Below are 16158 nucleotides of genomic sequence, written 5' to 3'. Positions count from 1 at the left end.
AAACTTAAAAAGCTACAAAGGAAAGTTAATCGTAAAGATATTTTGGTTGGCTGACGCACTGTGATAAGAAATTGTTGCTTTGTGATATTCCAGAATCCGTTTTACAATTTTCAGTCCCAGACCAGAACCGGAAGTTTTTTGAGAATTACTTCCTCTCATAAACGGATCGAATAAACGCTTTTGTTCTTCCGCAGAAATAGTGCTTCCAAAACTAAGAACATTTACCACTAAAGTATGTGAAGACTCTTCAATAGTTACATTAACGAGATCGTTATCAGTATAAATCGCGGCATTTTTGAACAGATTGATAAATACAATCTCCAATAAAGACTTCACTCCGAGAACCGACAGTTGAGCACTTTCTACGCTCTGTTCAGAAATTTGAAAATCCATTTTCAATTTCGGGAAGTTTTTTTCCACTTTTTGGTAGGCATCAAAAATAACTTCATCAATTCTTACCTCTTCATAAATGGTCTTTATATTTTCTTTATCAAATTTGGTAAGCACCAAAAGCGAATTCGTAAGATCCGACAGCTGGAAAATCTCTTTTGAAATCTGCGACAATACTGCTAATGTTTTTGGGGAATGTTGGTCTGATTTTTTTAAATTCTCCAGCTGAAAAGCCATTCTCGTTAAAGGAGTTCGGATCTCGTGAGAAGCACTGGCTGTAAAATCTTTCTGAGACTGAAAAACATCATTTAACCGGACAATCATTGTATTAAAAGACTGCGCTAAAACACCGATTTCGTCATTGGAAGCTTTCACCGGAATCTGAGTAGTAAGTTTATGTGCCGTAACTTCTGAAATTTCTTTCTTCAGTTTCTCTAAAGGCTGCAAAAATTTACCTATAATATAATAACAGAAAAACCAAATAAGCGCAATACTCAGCAAATAAGAAAAAATCAACAGGTATTTAAGATAAGCCAGTTTCGACTGACCAGAGCTATCGATTGCGCTGGTTATGATATAATAATTTTTGCCATGGATACTTCGTAAAGCAGCGTATGTCTCAGGCTTTGTATTTTCAGTATAAATGGTCTTTTCCCGGTCGAGCCGGTCGAGCAACTCATTTTCCCAGGTTATATTTTGATCTTTAACCGTGCTGTAAAGCAACTTTTTGCGCGCATCAAAAATAATGATATTTTCATTGAACAGGATATTATCTGCATTTTCACTGAAAACGATTGGCCCTTTCTCATTAAATCCTTCAGATTGTGAAATGAAATTCGTTGTAAAATCAAGTCTTTGCACAAAGCGGTCTTTAAATTCTTCTCTTCTAAAAGAATTAAAAGAGACATAAATAATAGTCATTACGATACCAAAAAGTAATGAAAACGCAATGCTCAGATTTAAAGCAATTTTACGTTTAAGAGACCTCATTATAATGCATTCAGATAATAACCGTACCCTGACCGGGTATGAATTAATTTTACGGCAAAATCCTTATCAATCTTCTTTCTCAAAAAATTAATGTACACTTCGACCGTATTGGTATTGGTATTAAAATTTTGTTCCCAGACATGTTCAGTAATCTGTTGTTTAGAAACCGTTCTTCCCTGCGCTTCTGCCAAAAAAACCAAAAGTTGAAATTCCTTCACGGTCAGTGCGATTTCCTGTTCGCCCCTGAAAACTTTCTGATCCGTTTTATTAATCGTAAGATCTTCAATAGAAAAAATGTCGTCAACGGACTTTTCCTGGGTATTCTTCCGTCTGATAAGCGACTGAATTCTCATCAGTAACTCTTCGAACTGAAAAGGCTTCACCAGATAATCGTCAGCAAGCCGATTGAAGGCATCTTTCTTATCCGATAAATCACCGTAGGCAGAAATCATAATGATTGGGGTATTGTGATCTACCAGTCTTATTTTCTCACAAACATCCAGGCCGTTTATTGTAGGCACATTGATGTCGAGTAAATAGATGTCATAAGTATTTTGCTGAACTTCCTGCAAGAAGAGATCGCCATCATACACTTTTTTCACCTCAAATTCACTGCCCTCCAAAAACGCAGCCAGTTCGGTCGCGAGGATTAGATCATCTTCTAACAAAAGAATTTTCATAATAAGAATTGAAAAGTAAATTTAGGAAAATATAAGCAAAAAAAATCTCCCTTAAAAAAGAGAGATTAAAACAGAGCCAACTATGAGATTTGAACTCACGACCTCTTCCTTACCAAGGAAACGCTCTACCCCTGAGCTAAGTCGGCGAAAATTTAAAAAAAAATCACAAGCCGCTGTATTGGTTGTGATTTTTTAGAGCGGAAGACGAGGGTCGAACTCGCGACATTCAGCTTGGAAGGCTGACGCTCTACCAACTGAGCTACTTCCGCATTTTTGTTTCCAAAAACTGTTGGTAAACGGTTTGCAAATCTACTATAAAATTTACAACTACGCAAAATAAAATTAGAAAAAAATGTGGGGAGGGTAGGATTCGAACCTACGAAGTCGTAAGACAGCAGAGTTACAGTCTGATCCATTTGGCCACTCTGGAACCTCCCCAATTTTATTTTTTTCAATGAGCCTCCAGAGGGACTCGAACCCACGACCTGCTGATTACAAATCAGCTGCTCTAGCCAGCTGAGCTACGGAGGCAAATATTTTAAAGAACTTCTTATCTGTTTTTGCGAGTGCAAATATAAGGTAGTTTATTTTAAATCCACAAGTATTTTGATACTTTTTTTTAAAAAAAATTTGTAGATTTTAAAAGAACTTCTTATCTGTTTTTGCGAGTGCAAATATAAGGTAGTTTATTTTAAATCTACAAGTTTTTTGATGCTTTTTATGAAAAAAAATTTAAGCAAGTTCTTTCTTCTTGATTAACAGTTTTTTAGCTGCATCAGCACAAAGATCAATACTCTCTTCAAAAGAAGCAGAAGTCTTTTTAACTACAATATCATCGCCCGGAACTTCAAGTTTAATCTCTGCTGTCTTATTATCTTTACCTCCGGTATTTTCTACTTTCAGAAAAACCTGGCAGCCATGGATCTTGTCATAAAAAGTTTCTAACTTATTGAGTTTCTTGTCTAAATACTCTTCAAGTGGTGCATGTGGAGTCAATCCCATTGACTGAACTTTAATTTTCATAATCTACATTTTTTATCGCTCTAGGATGAGCATTGTTAAACACTTTTTTTAATTGTTCAATATTCGCTGTGGTATAAACCTGGGTTGAGGCCAAAGACGAATGTCCCATTAATTTCTTCAGCTTAGAAATTTCAGCCCCATTTTCTAAAACATGAGTAGCAAAACTGTGCCGTAAAATATGAGGGCTCTTTTTCGACTTCGAAGTAACAAGACCAAGGTAGGAATTTACAGCAGAATAGACAAATTTATCATTGAGTTTTTCACCTTTTTTACTTACAAAAAAATACGCCTCATCCGTTTTCAGAGGTTTTCTTGTGGGTAAATACTGTTCAAAACCTTTAATAAGTTTTTCGGAGACAGGGATGATGCGAGACTTATTCCCTTTACCAGTTACCATGATTTCTTTTTTGCTAAAGTCAACATTATCAAACAAAAGACCTGTTAATTCAGCCCTCCGCATTCCTGTCTGATACAGCGTTTCGATAATTAATTCCTTCAGGAAACTTCCGGTTTTAGGCTTCCCTTCAATCGATTCGAGTTCCAACATTTCCTCTTCTGAAAAAGGAATTTGTTTTTCGGCAAAAAATTTCAGGGAGTGAATACTTTCAAGCGGCGAAACCTTCACTTCGTCAATCTTGAGCAGAAACAGGAAAAAACTGCGCAAAGAAGAGAGTTTTCTATTGATGCTCCGTTTAGAAATCCCGGACAAACTCAATTCGGTCATAAAATTTTTAATGATCTTTTTATCAACTTTTGTAAAATCCTGATGCGATTCCGTCTTTAGCAGAAAAGCTGAGAAATCAGTTAAATCTTTGCGGTAACTCGTCACCGTATGTGGCGAATATCGTTTTTCTACTTCAATATATTCTAAAAACCGGTCTGTCATCATATTATAACCAACAAAAAATCACTTTCCAAATATAAGTATTTGAAAAGTGACTGAGGTATTTTCTGAAAGAATGTTTCTTTAAGCTTGTTCTTCGATGCTTAAGTTTCTTTGTTTGTAAGCTGCTTTGGTATTCGCTGCTCTCTTCACAACAGAAGGCTTATTGAATTGCTGACGACTTCTAAGAGCTCTGATAGTTCCTGTTTTGTCAAACTTTCTTTTGTACTTTTTTAAAGCTCTGTCGATGGATTCACCATCTTTTACTGGGATTATTAACATAATTTACATCTCATTTTGGACTGCAAAAGTAAGATTTTTTTCTGAATTGACAAATTATTTTACTATTTTTAAACTCAATAAAATATAATGATGCAACCCGACTATAAAGTAATCAACGCCTCGGCAGGATCCGGAAAGACTTACGCACTGGTTCAGAACCTGTTAGCCATCTGTTTAAAGTACCCTTCTCAGGCTGATAAAATCCGAAATATCCTGGCATTAACTTTTACCAATAAAGCAGCCAATGAAATGAAGCACCGGATTATCGACTGGTTGAAGAAATTTTCATTGGATAACTATGAATCGAATAATGACCTCATCAATATTCAGGAAAAATTAAAAAATGAAGGCTTTACTATTCCGTTGAAAGAATTACACGAGCGGTCCAAAAAAATGCTGGATTACGTTCTGCACCACTACTCCACCTTAAATATTGGTACGATTGACAAATTCAATTCAAAGCTGGTGAGAAGTTTTGCTCAGGAATTGGGTTTAGCGCAAAACTTTAATCTGGAAATCAATCCCGAACCTTTTCTTATCGAAGCCGTGGATAAAATGCTGGAAGATATCGGTGAAGAAAATAAAATTTCTGAAGCATTTATGGATTTCGTGAACTATACCCTGGATAATAATGACCGGATCGACCTCAACAAAACATTGTATAATTCCGCAAAAGAATACGTGCAGGACAAGCACTATTTCCAGTTGAATGAAAACAGAGACTTTGATTGGGAAGTTTACGAAAATACGAAAATAAGTCTCAGGAAAAGCATCAAAGATTTAAGGCAAAACTCTCTGGAAATCGGCGAAGAAGTAATGGTTTTGCTACAGGAAAAAGATCTGGAAATTGGTGATTTCGCCGACGGAAAAAACGGAATCGCCGGTTTTTTCGAGAAATTCCTGCATAAAAAAATTCCGCTTCTCTATGAAACTATAGAACAGGAAACTGGCAGAGAAGAGAAAATCCGGAAAGGAGCTTCTTCGAAATCCAAACATAAAGAAAGTGAAATTTTTGAAATCCTGGATCACCTTTTACAGCACCGAAAAAACATCATTAATAATCACGTTGAAGCGGAAAAGAAACAAAAAATCCTCAATGCGCTTTTACCTTTAAAAGTAAATAAAGATATTCAGGACAAATTAGCCGAAATCGAGCAGGAAAACGATTTGGTTTTACTGTCGAAATTCAATATTATGATTCATGAGAATCTTCGGGAAGAACCTACTGCATTCATTTATGAAAAAATAGGAACGAAATTTTCTCATTATTTCTTTGACGAATTTCAGGATACTTCTTTACTGCAATGGCAAAATTTTTTACCGTTAAGAGATCATGCAGTTTCACAGGAACACATGAGTTTTACTTTGGTTGGCGATCCGAAACAAAGCATTTATCGCTTTCGTGGCGGCGATTCTCAACTGATGCTGGACATCATTAATCAAAAAGAAAACTCACCCGTCAAAGCGAAAGTTGAAAATCTGGAAAACAATTACCGGAGCGCAAAGAATATTGTCGATTTCAACAATCAACTGTATCAGTATATGTCGCAGTTTACTGAAAAAGAACATCAGGAAATCTTCGGAAACGGGTCGCAGCAGGCAGCAAAATCCGATTTGGAAGGTCGGGTGAGAATTAATCTTATTGAAAATGCCAGTAAGAAAATCATGTTTTATGAAGATGCTACGGAAAAAATGCGCGATGATATTGAAAGCTGTTTAGCGAACGGTTACCGATTTTCAGACATCACGATTCTTTGCCGCGGAAATTTTGATATTTTTACTTTCTCTCAGTTATTAGGGAATTTAAAAGCGAACTATAAAGGTGAAGAAGTTTACATTAAAACGATTTCAGAATCAGGATTAACCTTGAATTTATCGCTGACTTTATTAGCGTTAACCGAGTTTTTAAAATGGGAAGAAAATCCCAAAAACTTTCAGTTTGTCGTGAAAATGCTTTATTATTTAAAGGTTTTAGGACGAATTGAAATGGAGGATTTCAGCAATGAAATCATGGAAATACTGGCTTTGAAAACGAAATCAAAAATGGAAGTTCTGATTGCTGAAAAATACGGACTTCAACTTCAGTCGAAGGATTTGCTGCAACTGAATCTGTATAATTTCATTGAACATTTCTTACATGAATTTTCGGTAAAAGACAAAGAAACCGATTTTCTTTTCAATTATTTAGAAATGCTTTACGCGTATTCTCAAAATGCGGGTTCTACCTTGAAAGAATTTTTAAAATATTGGAATGAAGAAGCGAACAGTAAAACGATTCAAGCTTCTGAAAACGTAGATGCGGTACAAATTATGACGATTCATAAATCAAAAGGTCTGGAATTTCCGGTTGTTCTGTTACCGATGAAAAATGCGGCAGGTTCCAAAAAAAGCAGCTATTGGTTTGGAACCAGTTCCGAAGACCAGCTCAATTCTGTGAATGTCAACTTCTTCGACAGCACTTTGGAAATTTATGATGCTGAAATCGCAGACTTTAATTATGAAAATTCTTATCAGGAAAAAATTGATCAATTCTGTTTGCAATATGTGGCGACCACCAGAGCGGCAGAACAGCTTTTTTTCTATATCGAACAACCCAACAAATCGGCCAATCATCTAGAGATTTACGATTTTCTGGAATCTAAAATCCCCAGAGACGAAGCCGCAGAACCAATTTCTTCATTTGATTTATATCCTGTTTCAGATGAAAACCTGCGAAAGAAAACGGAGAAAAAAAACGCGGAATTTATAACAAAAGCCATTCATCTTACGACCGAAAAAGAGAAATATCCGGACGCGATTAAGATTGCAACACCTACGAAAAACTACCAAAACCGGGTTGAAAAAGTAAGAATGGGAATTTTCACGCACGAGATTTTAGCCCAAATCAATACGGCAAAAGATGTGGAAAAAGTATTGGAAAGCTATTTGCTGGAAGGAACGATTACCGATGTAGAAAAATCGCAAATCAATGATCGGATTTTCAATATCATTACTCATGAAAATTATTCGAAATATTTCAAAGAAAATCAAACCGTCATTAATGAAAAAGATATGATGATTTCAGAAAATGGAACTTCAACCGTATACCGCCCGGACCGGCTGATCGATACCGGAAACGGGTTCATCATCATTGATTTCAAAACCGGTGATGAGCAGGAAAAACATCAACTGCAGGTTGATGAATACAAATCGGTATTAGAAAAACTGGGCAAGAAGGTTGTAGAAACAGAGATTATTTATGTGTAATAAAAAACCCTGCCTCTTAACCGGAGGCAGGGTATACATGGTAGATAATACATTTTAAAAATCGATTAATTCGCTGCTAGAGGAACCAAAACCCGCTGCGCTAACTCCTGATCGAAAAGATACAAAGCGGAGGGGTTTTCGCAAACCATTTTGATCTTGGTTACCAGTTGAGATGCATTGGCTTCTTCTTCTACCTGTTCGGTAACAAACCACTGCAGGAAAGATACGGTTGCAAAATCACCTTCATCATTGGCATTTTTTAAAATATTAAAAATACTTTTGGTGACTATTTTTTCATGTTCCAAAGCTTTTACAAAGATATCGGTTGCGTTTTCGAACTCATAAGGAGGCTGTTCAATGGCACCCATTCTGATTTCAGCACCCACGTCGTTTAGGTAATCAAACATTTTGTCAGCGTGCAGCAACTCTTCTTTACTCTGAATACGGAAATAATTGGCAATCCCATCTAAATCTCTGGCAGAAAACCAGGCAGACATTGATAAATAATATTGTGCAGCGTACTGCTCGTTGGTAATTTGGTCGTTGAGCAAATCTGCTATTTTTGTACTGATCATCATAAATTCAATTTAAACAAATATAATTAAAAATTGAACATTAAAAAAGCGGAACATGTGTTCCGCCTAACATTAAAAAATAAAATTATGAACCAGTTATTTCGCTTTCTGCATTTCCATCATTCTTTTCCCTTTCATCATCTTTCCTTCATGCTGCATTTTTTGTTTTTTATTGGCTTGCCATTTTTGGTATTGTTCCGGAGTTAAAATCTGTTTCATTTCCGCCTCGTGCTGCGCTCTCAATGCGTTCATCTTCTCCATCCTGGCTTTCCTTTCCGCCTGCTTTTGTGGAGCATTCTTCATTCGTTCGGCCATTTTTTTATCTTGTAAGGCTTTGATTTTAGAGACCTGCGCATCGGAAAGATTTAATTCTGACTGCATTTTTTTCAGGTGTTCTGCTCTTTTCTGTTCCATTTTCACAGGATCCATTTGCTTCATCTTTTCTGTTTGCTGCGCCATTGCAAATGTTCCTATTGTTAAAAAGGCGGCACTTAAAATTAATTTTCTCATATTATAATACTTTATTGGTTTGTTCTTATACATGTTTTTGATATGGTTTTTAAAAGATAGTTAAACTCCAAACTCATAAACTTTTGTTAAGAAACCCACAAAAGAAAAAGGAGAACAAAATATTTGCTCTCCTTTTTTTTATTAGTCATTACAAAATTATTTATGACCCTTTCCGTTTTTTTTTCCGGCATTTTGATGGTTCACATTTGCTTTGCCGTGCGACTTATTCCCATTTGTATATTGATATGTCCGTTTAGTATTATGTCCGTTTACAGATTGCTGCGCTCTCTTGCTCTGAATGCTGCTGTATTTTTTTACCTGGGCTTTTTTATGATTGTTTTTGTTCCTGTTATAAACAGCAACCGGATTTTGACCTTTGTAATACTTATTCTTAAATTTCACATATTTATCCTGACCCATTATTCTTTGAATAGATGAATATCGGTCTGTCGTCCACTGATCTGGATTGTTCCCATACTTATTATTCCAGGAATTGTAGTCGGTATACTGATTGTTTAATGAAAACAAATCTGATTTTTGCTGTGGGCTTAATAGTAAGTTGGCTGCGACAGTTTCCCAATTTACATCGGTAATACTTCGCTGGTAATCGCTGTAAGATGCAGATTGAGAATATCCTAAAGCAAAAGCGCCTAAACTTAAAACGGTGATTAACTTTTTCATATTGTTTGGTTTATGTATTTCATGAACCTCCATAACTGTGCCACAAAAAAAACAGATTGTATGAAAAAGAGCAGTTTCTTTCAAAACTGCTCTCCATCATTATTAACATTAAAATCTAAAATTATCGGGCTGTAAAACGCTGACCCGAGTTTCTTGAGTTTGAACCTGACGTTCTGGATTCACTATTCTGATTTCCGCGATTCCCAGAATTATTTTCCATCTTTCTCGCAGGCACGCTATTTCTTTGGGTTTCTGGTCTGTTGCCTGTATCATTCCGAAGTTCCCGATTATTTTCCCACCTTGGAGATTCTGTTCTGATATTGTTATTTCGGGTAACGGCCTGGTGTTCTTTAATTCCGTTATTCCCCTGATTATTATTTTCAGGTCTTATGGAATTATTTCGGGTATTAACTCCATCATTACTATATCCATTATTTCGGGTTCTGTTCGGAGCGGCAATTTGTTCCGTTCTTCGGGTTGGCTGAAAACCTATATTCTGTCTCGGATTACTTTGATGATAGGCAACCCTGTTCACTTTATAAACATTGATGTTGACATTGCGGTATCGGGGAACTACGTAAACATTTCTCGCATAATGTCTCCGGTTATAATTCTGATAATACACCACAGGATTGTAACCGTGATAATAATTATTCTGGAAAACAACGAAAATGTTCGGCCCTAAAATTCTTTGGATTGCATAAAAACGATCGTAATACCATCTGTCTGGATTGTATCGGTAATAAGAACTCCATGACGCGAAAGAAGGATAGCTATTATTCAACATTATAATTTGCTGCACTTGCCAAGGTGACAATCTGTGCGCTGCAAAAAACTGATTCCAGTTTACATCATAGATACTTTTGCGATAGTCATTGTAATAATCTCTGTACAAATCACTGGTATAATAATCGGCTGGATATTGATAATAATAATCATCAGGAAAATAATATTCATCTTCATTATCACCATAATTATTAACACCGGAACCGTAATTATTATTTGAATAAGTATCCGGATAATTCTGAGCGGAAACCAATGTCATCATCAACACTGATAAACCGAGTAGTATCTTTTTCATTAAAAATCTTTGTATTAAATTAATCATTTAACTGTACAAAACAGTGTTTATTTATTTTGATTGTGAGCCTAATTAAAAATAAACAACTATTTCTTTACTGTTATACTGGTTGGATACCAAAATAAAAAAGAAGTTAAACCCTAAGGTCAACTTCTTCTATAAAATACTGACTATCAGTATTTAAAAATCAAAACTATCTTTTTTAATAAAGATATCATTTTTTTTAAATTCGGTTTGCATCAGCAATCCAACCTGCAATTTTCTGATTAAAATTATCGTGATTCAAAAGCTCCTCTACCTTCAAATGCATTCTGTATCTCCAGTAATGTGGGAAGACTGCGGGATTATTAATCCTCTCCTCGTCCATATTTGGATTCGTCAACTCTTTTTCCGTTGCCAAAAACTCCTGAACTGGAAAAATCGCCAACATGGCATTATTAAAAAGATGCTGCTTCATAATCATCTCCGCCAACTGAGGTTCCAAATTCCACGGCGCCGTCCCATACTGACCAAGTTGTTCGTGAAAATATTTCTGCGTTAAACCGCGGTCTTCATGCCACCACTGTCTCAGTGTAGAACTGTCGTGGGAACTCGCCGTGACCACATTCATATAATCGGCGTTTTTCGGATTGTACCACGGGATATTATCCGACGGCATTCTCTGTACTTTCAGAGCGGTAATTCCTAAACGGTCCATTACCACAGGAACGGACTCTGGAACCAAACCTAAATCTTCGCCACAAATCAACATGTCTGTCGCATTCAAAATCACCGGAAGTTTTTCCATCGCTTTTTCATACCACAAACCATCCTGCCTTTTGAAGAAATAATCGACGTACAAATCAGAAATTTTCCTTTTTTCGGCTTCGTTTAAATAGTGATAAGATTCTGTTTTTTCAATATTAAATCTTGGGTGATAAACCACTTGGTTTTCACTTAATTGCTCTTTTAAGAACAGAACATTTGCGGCCAGCGAAATCAAACGTTCTCCTGCTGAGCCCACCGGATTTGTTTTAAAATAATCCGCTAATTTCCGTTGCGTATCAAACTCTTCTTTGAAACTATACGTCCCGTCGAAATGACTGTTCATAAAACGGTTCCGGATTCCGTCTCTTTCTTCCCCAAAATAATCCCACAGAATCTGATCATTGATAAATGGCTTGCAGTATCGGTCTTCATTAAAAGAAATTCCTCTAGCCGAAAACTCTTCAGCTTTCACCGGAACTGCTGGATAAAAATAGCCTAGAATTCCCTGTGTTGCGCTCATCGGCATTCTCCAGATTCTGAAAAAACCCAGAATATGATCAATCCGCATCGCATCGAAATATTGCTCTAAAGCTTTGAAACGGTTTTTCCACCAGCGGTAACCATCTTCTTTCATCGCTTCCCAGTTATAAGTTGGGAATTCCCAGTTTTGACCTAAATCGGTGAACTGATCCGGCGGTGCTCCGGCCTGAAAATCCATACCGAACAATTCCGGTTCTGCCCAGGCTTCTACCGAATAGCGGTAAATCCCAATCGGCAAATCTCCTTTCACAGAAATCCCTAAATCATGGGTATAATCGATGGCGTCTTTTAATTGTAAATGAAGTTGATACTGCACCCACGAATGCAGCATCGAATTTTCATACTCTTTACTTTTTGGCAGGAAGAAAGGAGCAATTTTTCCGGCGATATATTTCCTGTGTGTTTTCCAGTCATTAAAGTTGGGTGTTTTATATTTATCTCTTAAAACGCAAAAAGCCGCATAAGGAATCAACCATTCTTCATTTTCTTTGATGAACTTTTTAAAGTTTCGGTCTTTTAAAATTTCTTCTTGATTAGTTTCGAAAATGGCTTTAATGTATTTCCATTTTCCGGAAATCATTTGCTCGTAATCAATCAGACTTAAGCCATTCAAGTTTTCTTTTTCAGTTTTAAATTCATTTTCCAATTCCTTCGGCAAAGCATATTCCAGTTTTTCAATCGACAAATATTGAGGATGAAGCGCATAAACTGAAATAGCGGCGTAAGGATAAGAATCTGTCCACGTATAATTGGCGGTCGTATCGTTAATCGGTAAAATCTGTAAAATGGATAGATTTGTTTTCTTCGCCCAATCTGCCAGATTTTTCAAATCCGGAAATTCTCCAACACCGAAACCGTTTTCTGTTCTTAAAGAAAAAACTGGAACTGCTACGCCCGCTGCGTGATACATTTCATGAGATTTGAATTTGAAAAAATGATCCGCTTGAATTTGCAGCACATTTTTTTCAGTATTAGGCAGTGCCCAACGGTTATCGCCATATTCGATATCGAAAACTTCACCGGAATCGGTATCCATCAATCCATATTTATACTGGATCATTTGATCTTGCTCAATATCCACAGCAGCTTCCCAAATCCCGAAATCGGTTTGCAACATCGGTACGGTCTTTAAATATTGCCAGTTGCCAAGTTCTTCGCAATTTCCAAGAATTACTACTTTCCAGTTTGGGTGATAAACCGGTGCTTCCAGACGGAAAAGATGGGTGTGTTTTTTTAAGACGGAAATCTTTTCAGCTTTAAAGTGGCGGAGTTTATTTTTTAAGATTTTATTATTGAGATAATTCTCGGGGAAATTTTTAGCATTCCAGAAATCACAAATAACGAATTCATCATAGTTATGAGAGAAATTCAAGTGATGCAAAGAAAACTCCTCATCCAGAATTATCCCTTTATTATCGATCAACTGATATTTATAGGAAATCGATTTTGAAAAATAATCGAGTTCTGCAGACCAGTTTCCGTTATCGGTATATTGTAAAGGATGAATTTTTTCCTCAGCTCCGTGTTCAGAAACGCAAACTTGCAGATTCTCACCTACTTTCGTTCGGAAATTGATATTAAGATATAGTTTCATGAAAATTATTCTTTAGTGTCTGCAATTTAGGAAATTTTTGCTGAATTATTGATTAAAAAAGGTTTGTATAGATTTTCTTAAATTTAGCTTATAAGCTGAAAACCAAAAAGTTACAAGAACCACTTCTAAACATGCTATAAATCATTAAAAATGAAGGAAATGAAATTTGTCCAATAAAAAAAACCTTCCGAATTTTCGAAAGGTTTACTATTTAAATATGGCGGTAAATTAATTACTATGAAATCGAATAAGTCGTTCCTTCTCTTCCGTCTTTCAGTTCAATTCCTTCGGCGAGTAAACGGTCGCGGATCTGGTCAGAAAGGTCAAAGTTTTTGGATTTTCTGGCTTGGTTTCTTAAGTCGATTAAAACCTGTAAAGTCTGGTCTAATTTCTCATTGTTATTTTCTTCGATATTCTGCAAACCGAGAACATCAAATACAAAATCATTCATCAATGTTTTTAATTCCTGCAAATCATTTTCGGTAATGGTTTCTTTGCCATCCTTTAATTTAAAGATGAAATTTACGGCTTCAAAAAGATGCGCAATAAGGATCGGCGAATTGAAATCGTCGGTTAAAGCAGCGTAGCATTTTTCTTTCCATGCTTTTACATCAAAAGTAGAAACCTCAGCAGTCGGAAAATTATTATTTGAAAGCACTTTCATAGCTTCCATTAACCGCTGAAATCCTTTTTCACTGGCAACCATCGCTTCATTGGAAATATCTAAAACACTTCTATAATGCGCCTGCATAAAATTGAAACGCACAATCGTAGGATGAAAAGGTTTTTCAAAGAAATCATTTTTGCCGGAAACCAGTTCCATGGGCAGAATATAATTTCCGGTGGATTTACTCATTCTTTGTCCGTTCATGGTCAGCATATTAGCGTGCATCCAGTAATTCACCGGTTCTGTTCCATTGCAGGCTTTTCCCTGTGCGACTTCACATTCGTGGTGCGGGAATTTCAAATCCATTCCACCGCCGTGAATATCGAATTTTTCACCGAGATATTTGGTTGACATCGCCGTACATTCCAGATGCCAGCCAGGAAAACCTTCACCCCAAGGGGAATTCCAACGCATGATATGAGCGGGAGAAGCGGCTTTCCAAAGGGCAAAATCCTGCGGGTTTTTCTTTTCGTTCTGTCCATCCAGATCTCTGGTATTGGCAAAAAGTTCTTCGATATTTCTGCGGGAAAGTTCACCATAATTTAATCCCCGTTTATTGTATTCTAAAACATCGAAATAAACAGAACCGTTACTTTCATAAGCAAATCCTTTATCGATTAATTTCTGAGCCAATTCAATCTGTTCTAAAATATGTCCGGTTGCGGTGGGCTCTATCGTCGGAGGAAGAAGATTAAACACTTCCAAAACTTTATGAAAATCGACGGTGTATTTCTGAACGATTTCCATCGGCTCCAGTTTTTCCAAACGGGACTGTTTGACGAAACGGTCATTATCAACATCGCCGTCATCGGTTAAATGTCCGGCATCGGTGATATTCCGGACATAACGGACTTTGTATCCCAAATGAACCAACGACCGGTAAATAAAATCGAAAGACATAAAAGTCCGTACATTTCCCAAATGCACATTGCTGTAAACTGTGGGTCCACAAACGTACATCCCGACATTATGATCGTGAATGGGTGTGAATATTTCTTTTTCGCCGGAAAGGGAGTTGTATATTTTTAAAGTCATTTTTTGTAAAATTTGATGTTAATCCAAATTCGAACGATTTCCTACATAATGCAGGAATTCCTGTCGGGTAATCGGATTGGTTCTGAAAAGGCCACTGAGCTCTGCAGTAGTGGTTGAACTTGCGGTATCTTTTATACCGCGACAATTCACGCACAGATGTTTCGCTTCGATGATACAGGCAACATCATTCGTGCCGAGCGCTTTTTTCAAAGCATCTACAACCTGCATGGTCAAACGTTCCTGAACCTGTGGGCGCTTTGCATAATAATCTACGACTCTGTTGATCTTTGAAAGACCGATTACCTCGCCATTTGAAATATAAGCAACATGCGCTCTGCCAATAATCGGCAGGAAGTGATGCTCGCAGAACGAATAGACGGTAATGTCTTTTTCCACCAACATCTGGCGGTATTTGTATTTATTTGAAAAGGTAGAAATCCGTGGATTATTTTCTGGAAGAAGACCGCCAAAAATTTCATTCACGTACATCTTTGCCACTCTTTTGGGAGAATCTTTCAGAGAATCATCAGTCATATCCATTCCTAAAGTTTCCATAATCTGATGGAAATGCTGCTGGATAATTTCAATTTTTTCTTCGGTAGATTTTTCAAAAGCGTCAGGACGCAAAGGCGTATGCTCTTTTCCGGTAAATACATCGTCGTCGTTATCGATATTTTGATTCATAGGTTTGTATTATGAATAGCAAAATTAAGGATTTAATTTCTGTTTTCGCGAGGTTGGAAAATCTTAAGTGAGAAAATAGTGAATCTCTGAAAAATCAGATTTTTTTTAACACAGGGGTGAAAAAGATAATAAAAAATGCTTCTGAAGCATTGCGGACGCGCGGGCGATTCTGAATAGAAATTATTTTAAATGTCAATTCTATAACCGATGAGAACCATTAATAATATTAAAACTTTGAGAAACAACAATTTAACCATTAAGGAATTAAGAAAAATCAAAAGAACCTTATGGAATATATTATTAATATTTGTTTGAAAAATTCTTAATTCTCCTTAATTTCTTAATGGTAGATTTTTAACATATTTAAATTATAGTGTTTAATAATGAAATTGATATTTTAATAATAAAAATTCTTTGTACAAAATACCACGCACGATGGCGCTTCGCTTCCCAATACGGTAGTGTCTTAAAAAGTGTGTAAAAAAAATGTTGTCGTTGTTGTTGATTTGGTTTAGAAATGTGGGTAACTTTAAGCGAAGCGTAAAAAAGT

13 protein-coding genes and 4 tRNA genes are annotated in these 16158 nt (G+C 36.4%); 1 reads left to right on the top strand and 16 read right to left on the bottom strand.

Annotated features, from left to right (window positions below):
* Positions 1-12: 12 nt before the first annotated feature.
* The 9 genes from QF004_RS12720 to rpsU form a co-directional block, all read right to left on the bottom strand.
* Positions 13-1380 carry an ATP-binding protein gene (locus QF004_RS12720; RefSeq protein WP_307426914.1) on the bottom strand — a complete coding sequence of 456 codons (1368 nt, stop codon included), beginning with the start codon at positions 1378-1380 and terminating at the stop codon, positions 13-15.
* On the bottom strand, positions 1380-2060 hold the full coding sequence (locus QF004_RS12715; protein ID WP_133439729.1) for a response regulator transcription factor: 681 nt from the start codon (positions 2058-2060) through the stop codon (positions 1380-1382). The genes QF004_RS12720 and QF004_RS12715 overlap by 1 nt, the downstream gene beginning before the upstream one ends.
* A gap of 74 nt (positions 2061-2134) precedes the next feature.
* Positions 2135-2206, bottom strand: a tRNA-Thr gene (locus QF004_RS12710).
* 50 nt (positions 2207-2256) lie between these two features.
* Positions 2257-2329 (bottom strand) — tRNA-Gly (locus QF004_RS12705).
* 86 nt (positions 2330-2415) lie between these two features.
* Positions 2416-2498, bottom strand: a tRNA-Tyr gene (locus tag QF004_RS12700).
* 19 nt (positions 2499-2517) lie between these two features.
* Positions 2518-2591, bottom strand: a tRNA-Thr gene (locus tag QF004_RS12695).
* Between the two features lie 201 nt (positions 2592-2792).
* Positions 2793-3083, bottom strand: coding sequence for an HPF/RaiA family ribosome-associated protein (locus QF004_RS12690; RefSeq protein WP_133439728.1), 291 nt, complete (start codon positions 3081-3083; stop codon positions 2793-2795).
* Positions 3073-3969 (bottom strand): tyrosine-type recombinase/integrase, encoded by an 897-nt coding sequence (locus tag QF004_RS12685; RefSeq protein ID WP_133441077.1) that lies wholly within the window; start codon positions 3967-3969, stop codon positions 3073-3075. The genes QF004_RS12690 and QF004_RS12685 overlap by 11 nt, the downstream gene beginning before the upstream one ends.
* An 81-nt stretch (positions 3970-4050) precedes the next feature.
* Positions 4051-4248 (bottom strand): 30S ribosomal protein S21, encoded by a 198-nt coding sequence (gene rpsU / locus QF004_RS12680; protein ID WP_133439727.1) that lies wholly within the window; start codon positions 4246-4248, stop codon positions 4051-4053.
* Between the two features lie 90 nt (positions 4249-4338).
* On the opposite strand from rpsU, the gene QF004_RS12675 reads away from it, so the two are divergent.
* Positions 4339-7494 (top strand): exodeoxyribonuclease V subunit beta, encoded by a 3156-nt coding sequence (locus QF004_RS12675; protein ID WP_307427043.1) that lies wholly within the window; start codon positions 4339-4341, stop codon positions 7492-7494.
* A gap of 65 nt (positions 7495-7559) precedes the next feature.
* Here QF004_RS12675 and QF004_RS12670 read toward each other — a convergent pair whose 3' ends face one another.
* The 7 genes from QF004_RS12670 to folE all read right to left on the bottom strand — a co-directional run bounded on the left by QF004_RS12670 (position 7560) and on the right by folE (position 15608).
* Positions 7560-8069 carry a ferritin gene (locus tag QF004_RS12670; protein WP_133441075.1) on the bottom strand — a complete coding sequence of 170 codons (510 nt, stop codon included), beginning with the start codon at positions 8067-8069 and terminating at the stop codon, positions 7560-7562.
* Between the two features lie 96 nt (positions 8070-8165).
* Positions 8166-8579, bottom strand: coding sequence for a hypothetical protein (locus QF004_RS12665; RefSeq protein ID WP_307426910.1), 414 nt, complete (start codon positions 8577-8579; stop codon positions 8166-8168).
* A 156-nt stretch (positions 8580-8735) separates the two neighbouring features.
* On the bottom strand, positions 8736-9260 hold the full coding sequence (locus QF004_RS12660; protein WP_133439723.1) for a hypothetical protein: 525 nt from the start codon (positions 9258-9260) through the stop codon (positions 8736-8738).
* A gap of 121 nt (positions 9261-9381) precedes the next feature.
* Complete coding sequence (locus QF004_RS12655; protein WP_307426906.1) at positions 9382-10341, bottom strand: hypothetical protein; 960 nt, start codon at positions 10339-10341, stop codon at positions 9382-9384.
* 223 nt (positions 10342-10564) lie between these two features.
* The gene (locus QF004_RS12650) at positions 10565-13222 is read right to left on the bottom strand and encodes a 4-alpha-glucanotransferase (protein ID WP_307426903.1); all 2658 of its coding nucleotides are present in this window, start codon (positions 13220-13222) and stop codon (positions 10565-10567) included.
* A 235-nt stretch (positions 13223-13457) separates the two neighbouring features.
* A complete protein-coding gene (gene cysS, locus QF004_RS12645; protein ID WP_307426900.1) occupies positions 13458-14924 on the bottom strand; it encodes a cysteine--tRNA ligase in 1467 nt (488 codons plus the stop codon).
* Between the two features lie 18 nt (positions 14925-14942).
* Positions 14943-15608 (bottom strand): GTP cyclohydrolase I FolE, encoded by a 666-nt coding sequence (gene folE, locus QF004_RS12640; RefSeq protein ID WP_133439719.1) that lies wholly within the window; start codon positions 15606-15608, stop codon positions 14943-14945.
* Positions 15609-16158: the final 550 nt, after the last annotated feature.

Source organism: Chryseobacterium sp. MDT2-18, assembly GCF_030815285.1.
In the GTDB taxonomy this organism is placed as follows: Bacteria; Bacteroidota; Bacteroidia; order Flavobacteriales; family Weeksellaceae; genus Kaistella; species Kaistella salivictor.
The sequence above is the reverse complement of the archived record's forward strand: the minus strand, read 5'-3'. Positions and strand labels throughout refer to the sequence as shown.

Bases quoted from the DNA above. Each gene is read 5' to 3' on its own strand.
- QF004_RS12675 (WP_307427043.1), top strand. From the start codon at position 4,339: ATGCAACCCGACTATAAAGTAATCAACGCCTCGGCAGGATCCGGAAAG.
- QF004_RS12650 (WP_307426903.1), bottom strand. From the start codon at position 13,222: ATGAAACTATATCTTAATATCAATTTCCGAACGAAAGTAGGTGAGAAT.
- QF004_RS12715 (WP_133439729.1), bottom strand. From the start codon at position 2,060: ATGAAAATTCTTTTGTTAGAAGATGATCTAATCCTCGCGACCGAACTG.
- folE (WP_133439719.1), bottom strand. From the start codon at position 15,608: ATGAATCAAAATATCGATAACGACGACGATGTATTTACCGGAAAAGAG.
- QF004_RS12665 (WP_307426910.1), bottom strand. From the start codon at position 8,579: ATGAGAAAATTAATTTTAAGTGCCGCCTTTTTAACAATAGGAACATTT.
- QF004_RS12720 (WP_307426914.1), bottom strand. From the start codon at position 1,380: ATGAGGTCTCTTAAACGTAAAATTGCTTTAAATCTGAGCATTGCGTTT.
- cysS (WP_307426900.1), bottom strand. From the start codon at position 14,924: ATGACTTTAAAAATATACAACTCCCTTTCCGGCGAAAAAGAAATATTC.
- QF004_RS12685 (WP_133441077.1), bottom strand. From the start codon at position 3,969: ATGACAGACCGGTTTTTAGAATATATTGAAGTAGAAAAACGATATTCG.
- QF004_RS12690 (WP_133439728.1), bottom strand. From the start codon at position 3,083: ATGAAAATTAAAGTTCAGTCAATGGGATTGACTCCACATGCACCACTT.
- QF004_RS12670 (WP_133441075.1), bottom strand. From the start codon at position 8,069: ATGATCAGTACAAAAATAGCAGATTTGCTCAACGACCAAATTACCAAC.
- rpsU (WP_133439727.1), bottom strand. From the start codon at position 4,248: ATGTTAATAATCCCAGTAAAAGATGGTGAATCCATCGACAGAGCTTTA.
- QF004_RS12655 (WP_307426906.1), bottom strand. From the start codon at position 10,341: ATGAAAAAGATACTACTCGGTTTATCAGTGTTGATGATGACATTGGTT.
- QF004_RS12660 (WP_133439723.1), bottom strand. From the start codon at position 9,260: ATGAAAAAGTTAATCACCGTTTTAAGTTTAGGCGCTTTTGCTTTAGGA.